Below are 9005 nucleotides of genomic sequence, written 5' to 3'. Positions count from 1 at the left end.
TGGCATCCGGCGCCGTCTTCCCCGCCGCGGCCTTGCGCGCCTTCTTGGCGGGGGCCTTGTCGGCGGGAGCCTTGTCCGCGGGGGCCTTCCGGGCGGGCTTCTCCACCGGGGCGTCCTCGGTGGCGGTGGCCGCCTCGGACGTCGTGTCACCGCCGCCTGCGCGGCTGGCGAACCACGTGAGCAGCACCTCGCGCGTCACCCCGGACTGGGCGCTCCTGACCTCCACGCCGATGCCGGCCATGGCGGCCAGGAACTCCTTGCTGGTCATCCCCACGGCCTTGGCGGCCGCGTGCGCGCGCATCTTCTCCGGAAGCGCGTTGAGATCGTCGATGGTCAGGTTCGAATCCGACACGTGTCTCCTCTGGCCGGACTCCGGGCGCGATCACGTCACCGGAGTGCTCCGGTGACCCACGCCGCCGCACGGGGTCGGCATTTCTCTCTGGGCCCCACCTCGGGTGGGGCTATGTCTTGTGGTCCGCGATCCCGGTGTCATCCGGGCCGCGGAGGGCGGGCGCCCGATCCGGGGCGAACTGGAGGTCCGCTCGCCAAGAATGTGGGCTTCGGCCATTGTCCCACACACGCCGACGATCCGTCGCCGCGCGGGCGAGGTGAGACGACGAACGCGCCCGTCGGTCCGGGGACCGACGGGCGCGTCCGGTGCGATCACCGGTGATGAACCGGGATCGTTGGTGATGAGGTCAGATCAGAGTCCGGGGAACCACAGTTCGATCTCACGTGCCGCGGATTCCTCGGAATCCGACCCGTGGACGAGGTTGAACTGGGTCTCCAGCCCGTAGTCCCCGCGAATGGACCCGGGGGCGGCCTTCTCCACCGGGTCGGTCCCGCCGGCGAGCTGTCGCCACGCGGCGATCGCGCGCGGACCCTCCACGACACCGGCCACGACCGGCCCGGAGGTGATGAACTCGAGCAGGTCGCCGTAGAACGGACGCTCGGCGTGCTCGGCGTAGTGCGCGGCCGCGGTCTCCTGTGGCACCCGGCGCATGTCCATGGCCACGAGCCGGAGGCCCTTGGCCTCGATTCGCGCGAGAATGGTGCCGGTCAGGCCTCGCTGGACGCCATCGGGCTTGATGAGGAAGAAAGTTCTCTCGGTCACGGCCGCAATGCTACAAGTACCCGGGACCCGTCAGTCGTGCTGGCTGGGCAGGTACCCGCCCGCCATCCGCCGGGAGAGGTCCCGCCGCAGATAGAGGATGTACGCCCACACCGCCGCGAACATCAGGCCGCACACGCCCATCGACCAGTGCACGGCCCACCCCGCCACCGCGAGTCCGGCGAGGGTGAGGTTCAGCGGGATCGCCCAGGGACGTCGCTGCAGTCCACTGGCCACGACCATCGCCACGGCGAGCAGGCTGACGAACCACACCTTCCAGGGCTGGAAGTGCTCTCCGTCGTCGACCCTCGCGATCACCGTGAGCACCAGGCCGATCACGATCGCCTCGAGGATCAGGGTCCCGGCCATGATCCCCCGCAGTCCCTTCCACGGATCCACCGAGGGTTCGTGGGCGGTGGCCGCCGGATCGACGGAACCGGTGTCGGTCACTGTGCGTCCTTTCCGAACAGGCTGCGGGCGGCCCCCGCGGTCAACACCGATCCCGTCACGAGTACGCCGACCCCGGAGACGTCGTCGTCGGCGGTCGGGTCGGGGACCCCCACCAGGTCCAGCGCGGCGCTGATCGCATCGGGCAGGGTGTCCACCACGTGGACCCGCTGGGCGGTGAACCGGTCCTCGGCGATGCGCGCGAGGTCCTCGAGCGCCATCGCGCGCGGCGACCCGGTCCTGGTGACGACGACCTCGTCGACCACCGGCTCGATCGCCGCGAGGAACGCGTCGGCGTCCTTGCCGTCCAGCATCGCGACCACGGCGACGAGACGTCGGAAGTCGAATTCGGAGGTCACCGCCTCGGCGAGTGCGCGCCCGCCGTGGCCGTTGTGCGCGGCGTCCACCAGCACCGTCGGGCTCGAGCTGAGGCGCTCGAGCCGGCCGGGGTTGTCCACGGCGGCGAATCCGGCGCGGATGAGCTCGGGGTCCAGCGACCGGTCGGGGCCCGCCCCGAAGAACGCCTCGACGGCGGCCAGTGCGGTGGCGGCGTTCTCGGCCTGGTGCTCGCCGAACAGCGGGAGGAACACCTCCGGGTACTCGCCCCCGAGACCACGCAAGGTGAGCTGCTGTCCGCCCACCGCCAGGCGACGCTCGACCACGTCGAACTCCGAGCCGAGACGTGCCACCACCGCGCCCACCTCGACCGCGCGACGCAGCAGCACCTCCATCGCCTCGGGCTCCTGGCGACCGATCACGGCGACCGGGTCCCTCGGCAGCAGGTCATCCTCTGCTCCCGGCTGGATGATCCCCGCCTTCTCCCCCGCGATGGTCGCCAGGTCGTCCCCGAGGTAGTCGGTGTGGTCAAGACCGACAGGGGTGACGACGGCGACGGCCGGCCGCACCACGTTGGTGGCGTCCCAGGTCCCGCCCATCCCGGTCTCCACCACGGCCACGTCCACCGGGGCGTCGGCGAAGGCCGCGAAGGCCATCGCGGTGAGCACCTCGAAGTAGCTCATCCGGGGTCCACCACCGGCCTCGGACCGCTGGTCCACCAGTTCCAGGTACGGCTGCAGTTCGCGGTAGGTGTCCACGAACAGGCGTGCCGGGACGGGCTCGCCGTCCAGGGCGATGCGCTCGGTGACGGTCTGCAGGTGCGGGCTGGTGTTGCGCCCGGTGCGCTGGTGCAGTGCCCGCAGGAGGGCGTCGATCATCCGGGTGACCGAGGTCTTGCCGTTGGTCCCCGCCACGTGGACGACCGGGTAGGCGTATTGCGGATCCCCGAGGACGCCGGTGAGCTCCGCGATCCGGTCCAGGCTCGGTTCGAGGCGGGTCTCCGGCCACCGGGTGGCCAGTTCCTCCTCGACCGCCGCGAGCTCTGCGGTGTCGGCCTGCCACTCGGGGCTGCCGACCTCCGGGATCGGTCGCGGCTCCTGGTGGTCCTCGCCGTCCTCGTCACCGGGCAGCGGCCCGCCGAGGGAGACCCCGGAGACCAGGCCCTCCTCGCCGAGCATCTCGGCGACGTCCTCCTCCGTGGGGGTGTCCCAGCCCTCGTCCGGGTCGTGGGGCTCGAGCCACCGATGACCCGCCATCAGGCGGTGCTCCCGGCCGGGAGGCCCTCGAGTCGGGCGGAGATCCGGCTGACCTCGGTCTCGGCGAGATCCCGGCGCGCGCGGATCTTGTCCACCACGTGGTCGGGGGCCTTGCCGAGGAACGCCTCGTTGCCCAGCTTGGCGCCGGTGGTCTCCAGCTCCTTGCGCGCGGCCGCGAGGTCCTTCTCCAGGCGGCGACGCTCGGCGGCCAGGTCGATGGTGCCGGAGGTGTCGATCTCGACCCCCACCGTGGACAACCCCAGCCGGACCTCTAGCGAGGCGGTGGCGGTGAAGTCGTCCCCGGCCGGGGTGATCCGCGCGAGCGAGGCCACCTGGTCGAGCAGGTCGGCGGGCAGATCCGCCGCGTCGACCCCGGTGACGCGCGCGGGCACCCGCTGGCCGGGCTTGAGTCCCTGGTCGGAGCGGAAGCGGCGGATCTCGGTGACGAGGGTCTGGGCGTCGGCCACCCGGCGCACGGACTCCGTGGTCCCCTCTGCCGGGGCCACGTCGGAGGGCCAGTCCGCGACCACCACGGAGTCGCGTCCGGTCAGGGCCGTCCACAGCACCTCGGTGACGAACGGGATGACGGGGTGCAGCATCCGCAGCACCACGTCCAGCACGTGTCCCAGCACGAGCCGCGTGTGATCGGCCCGCTCGGAACCGCGCGCCTCGTCGTCGTTCCCGAACTGGACCTTGGCCAGCTCCAGGTACCAGTCACACACCTCGTCCCACGCGAAGTGGTACAGGGCCTCGCAGGCCTTGGAGAACTCGTAGCGGTCCAGGGCGTCGTCGACCGACACGCGCACCTCGCCGAGGCGCCGGAGGATCCACCGGTCGGCGTCGGTGAGCGCGGACACCTCCGGGAGCTGGCCCACCTTCGCGCCGTTCATCAGCGCGAACCGCGTGGCGTTGAACAGCTTGGTGGCGAAGTTGCGCGAGGCCTGGGCGGCGTCGTCACCCACGGACAGGTCGCCGCCGGGGTTGGCGCCCCGGGCCAGTGTGAAGCGCAGGGCGTCGGCGCCGAAGCGGTCGACCCAGTCGAGCGGGTCGATGCCGTTGCCCTTGGACTTGGACATCTTCTGGCCGTGCTCGTCGCGGACGAGCCCGTGGAGGAACACGTCGGTGAACGGGACCTTCCCCGGGGCGGAGATGTCACCCGTCAGGGTGCGACCCACGAAGGTGCCGAACATCATCATCCGGGCCACCCAGAAGAACAGGATGTCGTACCCGGTGACCAGCACGGACGTGGGGTAGAACCGCTCGATGTCGGTGGTCCGGTCGGGCCAGCCCATGGTCGAGAACGGCCACAGCCCGGAGGAGAACCACGTGTCGAGCACGTCCGTGTCCTGCGTGTACCCGGCGGGCGGCTCCTCGCCCACGCCCACACAGACCACCTCGCCGTCCGGCCCGTACCAGATGGGGATGCGGTGGCCCCACCACAGCTGGCGGGAGATGCACCAGTCGTGCATGTCGTCGACCCAGTCGAACCAGCGCGGTTCCTGGCTCTTCGGGTGGATCACCGTGTCGCCGTCGCGCACGGCGTCGCCGGCCATCCTGGCCAGCTCCTCGACCCTGACCCACCACTGCAGGGACAGCCGGGGCTCGATCGGCTCGCCGGATCGCTCCGAGTGTCCGACGGAGTGCAGGTACGGGCGCACCTCCTTGACGATCCGGCCCTCGGCGGCGAGGTCCTCGCGGATCACCCTTCGCGCCTCGAACCGGTCCATCCCGTCGTAGCGGGTCCCCGTGTCGGCGATACGGCCGGCCGCGTCCATGATCGTGGGCATCTCCAGCCCGTGGCGCTGGCCGATCGCGAAGTCGTTGGGGTCGTGCGCGGGCGTGACCTTGACGGCCCCCGTCCCGAACTCGGGGTCCACGTGGTCGTCCGCCACGACGCGCATGGTCCAGCCCTCGCGGAACGGGTGCTCGATCTCGGCGCCCACGAGGTGGGCGTACCGCGGGTCCTCCGGGTGCACGGCGATCGCCGTGTCGCCAAGCATCGTCTCGAGCCGGGTCGTGGCCACCACCAGGTGCGGCTGCGAGTCGTCCATCGAGCCGTAGCGGAAGCTCACCAACTCGCCCTCGACATCCGCGTACTTGACCTCGATGTCCGAGATCGCGGTCTGGAGTGTGGGCGACCAGTTGACCAGCCGCTCGGCGCGGTAGATCAGCCCCTGGTCGTAGAGCTCCTTGAAGATGGTCTGCACCGCGCGGGACAGTCCCTCGTCGAGGGTGAACCGTTCACGCGACCAGTCGACGCCGTCGCCGAGGCGGCGCATCTGCTCGCCGATGGTCCCGCCGGACTCACGCTTCCACTCCCAGACCTTCTGGATGAACGCCTCTCGCCCGATCTCGTGGCGGTCGATCCCCTCGGCGCGGAGCTTGCGGTCCACGAGGGTCTGGGTGGCGATCCCGGCGTGATCCATTCCGGGAAGCCAGAGGACCTCGAATCCCTGCATGCGCTTGCGCCGCGTCAGCACGTCCATGAGCGTGTGGTCGAGCGCGTGGCCCATGTGCAGGCTGCCCGTGACATTCGGCGGAGGCAGCACCACCGAGTACGCGGGCTTGTCGCTGGAGGGGTCCGCCTCGAAGTAGCCGGCGTCGACCCAGCGTCGGTACAGCTCGGACTCGACCTCGCCGGGGTTCCAGGAGGCGGGGAGCAAATCCGCGCGGTCGGTCTCGGGGCCGGGGGTCGCTGCAGTCGTCACCCGACCATCGTAGGCCGTCCGCGCCGGGACCCCACACACGCCGCCGGAGGCCCCGCCCCCGGGGTCAGTCGGTCAGGCCGAGGGCGTGCACGGCGTCGCGCTCGGAGATCAACTCGGCCACCGAGGCGTCGATGCGGGCGCGCTGGAAGTCATCGATCGCCAGACCCTCGACGACCTCCCATTCACCGCCGCGGCTGCGGCAGGGCAGACCGGTGACCACGCCCGGGACCGTGCCGTACTGCCCGCCCGAGGGCAGCGCGACCGTGGTCCAGCTCTCCCCCGGTGTGCCGTGCACCCAGTCGCGCATCTGGTCGACGGCGGCCCCTGCCGCGGAGGCTGCCGACGACGAGCCCCGCACGGCGATGATCTCGGATCCCCGGTTCGCGACCCGCGGGATGAAGGTGTCGGCCAACCAGTCCCGCCCGAGCCCCTCGGTCACGGGCTCACCGGCACGGGTGAGATAGGAGACGTCCGGGAACTGGGTTGCCGAATGGTTCCCCCACACCACGACCCCGTCGAGGTCGGCGACGGGGGCGCCCAGGCGGGTGGCGAGCTGGCTCAGCGCCCGGTTGTGGTCGAGCCGCATGAGGGCGGTGAACCGACCGGCCGGGACGTCCGGGGCGTGCTTGTGCGCGATGTAGGCGTTGGTGTTGGCGGGGTTGCCCACCACCACCACGCGGATGTCGTCCGCGGCGCCGGCGTTGATCGAGCGCGCCTGGTCGCGGAAGATGGCACCGTTCGCGCTCAACAGGTCGGAGCGCTCCATGCCCTTGCCCCGCGGCATGGCCCCGACGAGGAACGCGGCGTTGGCGCCGTCGAACGCCGCGGTCGCGTCGTCGGTGATCTCGATCGAGTCGACCAGCGGCAGAGCGCAGTCCTCGATCTCCATCGCCACGCCCTCGGCGGCCGTGACGGCCGACGGGATGTCCAGCAGTCGGAGGCGGACCGGGGTGTCGGGGCCGTAGACCAGACCGGACGCCAGCCGGAAGAGCAACGAGTAGGCGATCTTTCCGGCGGCACCGGTGACGGTGACGGTGACCGGGGCGGTGGAACTCATGCGCGGGGACCTTCCTCAGGCGACGACGGGGGCGGTCCCCACAGTAGTGAGGAACCGTCACCCTGTTGACCGCGCGAGCCGCCGTACACCCGTTGTTCGCCCCGGGACGTCCGGCTGGGTGTGGACCTCGGCTGGGTGTGGACCTCGGCTAGGTGTGGACCTCGGCGCCCGTCCTGGCGCGGATCTCCTCGATCGTGACGTCCGGGGCCGGTTCGACGAGCCTGAACCCCTCGGGACAGATGTCGAGGACGCACAAGTCGGTGACGACGCGCTGGACGCATCCGCGGCCCGTGTAGGGCAGGGAGTTCTGCGCCAGCAATTTGGCCTCGCCCTTGCGGGTGACGTGGTCCATCATGACGATCACCCGGTCGGCACCGTGGACGAGGTCCATCGCGCCGCCCATGCCCTTGACCATGGCGCCGGGGATCATCCAGTTGGACAGGTCGCCGGTCTGGGAGACCTGCATCGCGCCCAGGACCGCCACGTCGACGTGCCCGCCGCGGATCATCGCGAAGGACTCCGAGGACGAGAAGTACGCGGCCCCCGGAGCGGCGGTGATCGTCTCCTTGCCCGCGTTGATCATCTCGGGGTCCACCTGCTCGCGTGTGGGGTACGGCCCCACGCCCAGGATCCCGTTCTCCGAGTGGAGCGTGACGTGAACGCCCGTCGGGAGATGGTCGGGGATGAGGGTCGGCATCCCGATCCCCAGGTTCACGTACTGCCCGTCGACGAAGTCGCCGGCGATGCGGGCCGCCATCTGCTCGTGTGTCCAGGTCATGACCGGTCCTCTCCCCTGCTGCTGAGCTTCTCTATCTCCACGCCGGTCTCCTGGCGTCCGACCTCGACGAGCCGCTGGACGAAGATCCCGGGGAGATGGACGTCCGCCGGGTCGATCTCGCCGGCCGCGACGATCTCCTCGGCCTGGACGATCGTGATGCGGCCGGCCATCGCGACGTCCGGGTTGAAGTTCCGGGCGGTGCCGCGGAACTGCAGGTTGCCCGCCGTGTCCGCCCGATGGGCGTGGACGAGCGCGAAATCCGTGACGATCGCGCGCTCCAGGACGTACGGGGTCCCGTCGAACTCTCGGACCTCTTTGGGCTCGGAGGCCACGGCGACTCCCCCGTCGCCGTCATAGCGCAGCGGCAGTCCGCCCTCGGCGACCATCGTCCCGACGCCCGCCGGCGTGTAGAAGGCCGGGATGCCCGCCCCACCGGATCGCATCCGCTCGGCGAGCGTGCCCTGCGGCGTCAGCTCCACCTCGAGCTCCCCGCTCAGGTACTGCCTGGCGAACTCCTTGTTGGCCCCCACGTAGGAGGCCGTGGTGCGGGTGATGCGGCGGGCCTCCAGGAGCGTGCCGAGGCCGAAGCCGTCCGTGCCGCAGTTGTTGCTCACGGTCTGCAGATCGGTGGCGCCCTGTTCCAGGAGCGCGTCGATCAGGACGGCGGGGATGCCGACCAGACCGAAACCCCCCACGGCGAGGGAGGCGCCGTCCGGGATGTCCGCGACCGCGGCGGCGGCCGACGAGAAGATCTTGTTGGTCATGTCACACATCGTAGGACCTGTTCGCTTGTTGCACAACTGTTCGCCCTACGTACACTTACGGCGTATCGTGGTTCACGTCACCCGCACCAGAACTGACCCGCCGCTCCCCAGGAAAGGACCTACCATGCCCGCCACCCTGTCTCACCAGGTCAGCGGCCCGCCCTCAGCGGATGCCCCTGCCGTAGTACTGCTCGGATCCCTCGGTTCGGACAGGTCGATGTGGGACGCCCAGGTGCGCGATCTGGCCCGCGACCACATGGTGATCGCCGTCGACCACCGAGGGCACGGGAACTCAGACGTCATTCCGGGGCCGTGCACGATCGCCGACCTCTCCGGCGACGTCCTCGCCCTGCTCGACACCCTCGGCGTGGGTCACGTCCACATGGTCGGGCTCTCCCTGGGCGGCGCCGTGGCCCAGTGGCTCGCGGTCCACGAGCCCACCAGGGTCCGGTCCGCTGCCCTGCTGTGCACGGCTGCGAGGTTCGGCGAGCCCTCCGGATGGGCGGACCGCGCGGCCGCGGTCCGCGAGGGTGGCACCGGGGCCGTCG

At 70.8% G+C, this 9005-nt stretch carries 8 protein-coding genes and 1 pseudogene; 1 reads left to right on the top strand and 8 read right to left on the bottom strand.

Annotated features, from left to right (window positions below):
- The 8 genes and pseudogenes from G6017_RS07075 to G6017_RS07040 form a co-directional block, all read right to left on the bottom strand.
- Positions 1–352 (bottom strand): annotated as a pseudogene (locus tag G6017_RS07075) (ribonuclease E/G); the annotation flags it as partial.
- Between the two features lie 351 nt (positions 353–703).
- Positions 704–1114, bottom strand: a complete 411-nt coding sequence (ndk, locus tag G6017_RS07070) for a nucleoside-diphosphate kinase (RefSeq protein WP_182616664.1) — start codon at positions 1112–1114, stop codon at positions 704–706.
- A 30-nt stretch (positions 1115–1144) separates the two neighbouring features.
- Positions 1145–1561 carry a DUF4233 domain-containing protein gene (locus tag G6017_RS07065; protein WP_179524931.1) on the bottom strand — a complete coding sequence of 139 codons (417 nt, stop codon included), beginning with the start codon at positions 1559–1561 and terminating at the stop codon, positions 1145–1147.
- Positions 1558–3150 (bottom strand): bifunctional tetrahydrofolate synthase/dihydrofolate synthase, encoded by a 1593-nt coding sequence (folC, locus tag G6017_RS07060; RefSeq protein WP_182616662.1) that lies wholly within the window; start codon positions 3148–3150, stop codon positions 1558–1560. Before folC ends, G6017_RS07065 begins: the two co-directional genes overlap by 4 nt.
- Positions 3150–5858 (bottom strand): valine--tRNA ligase, encoded by a 2709-nt coding sequence (locus G6017_RS07055; RefSeq protein ID WP_182616660.1) that lies wholly within the window; start codon positions 5856–5858, stop codon positions 3150–3152. Before G6017_RS07055 ends, folC begins: the two co-directional genes overlap by 1 nt.
- Positions 5859–5922: 64 nt before the next feature.
- Positions 5923–6915 carry a malate dehydrogenase gene (locus tag G6017_RS07050; protein ID WP_182616658.1) on the bottom strand — a complete coding sequence of 331 codons (993 nt, stop codon included), beginning with the start codon at positions 6913–6915 and terminating at the stop codon, positions 5923–5925.
- Between the two features lie 148 nt (positions 6916–7063).
- Positions 7064–7693, bottom strand: a complete 630-nt coding sequence (locus G6017_RS07045) for a 3-oxoacid CoA-transferase subunit B (RefSeq protein ID WP_182616656.1) — start codon at positions 7691–7693, stop codon at positions 7064–7066.
- On the bottom strand, positions 7690–8457 hold the full coding sequence (locus tag G6017_RS07040; protein WP_179524926.1) for a CoA transferase subunit A: 768 nt from the start codon (positions 8455–8457) through the stop codon (positions 7690–7692). The genes G6017_RS07045 and G6017_RS07040 overlap by 4 nt, the downstream gene beginning before the upstream one ends.
- A 124-nt stretch (positions 8458–8581) precedes the next feature.
- On the opposite strand from G6017_RS07040, the gene G6017_RS07035 reads away from it, so the two are divergent.
- On the top strand, positions 8582–9005 hold a 424-nt coding region (locus G6017_RS07035), incomplete at its 3' end, for an alpha/beta fold hydrolase (protein ID WP_182616654.1).

The sequence above is a fragment of the Dietzia sp. B44 genome, assembly GCF_014145245.1.
In the GTDB taxonomy this organism is placed as follows: Bacteria; Actinomycetota; Actinomycetes; order Mycobacteriales; family Mycobacteriaceae; genus Dietzia; species Dietzia natronolimnaea.
The sequence above is the reverse complement of the archived record's forward strand: the minus strand, read 5'-3'. Positions and strand labels throughout refer to the sequence as shown.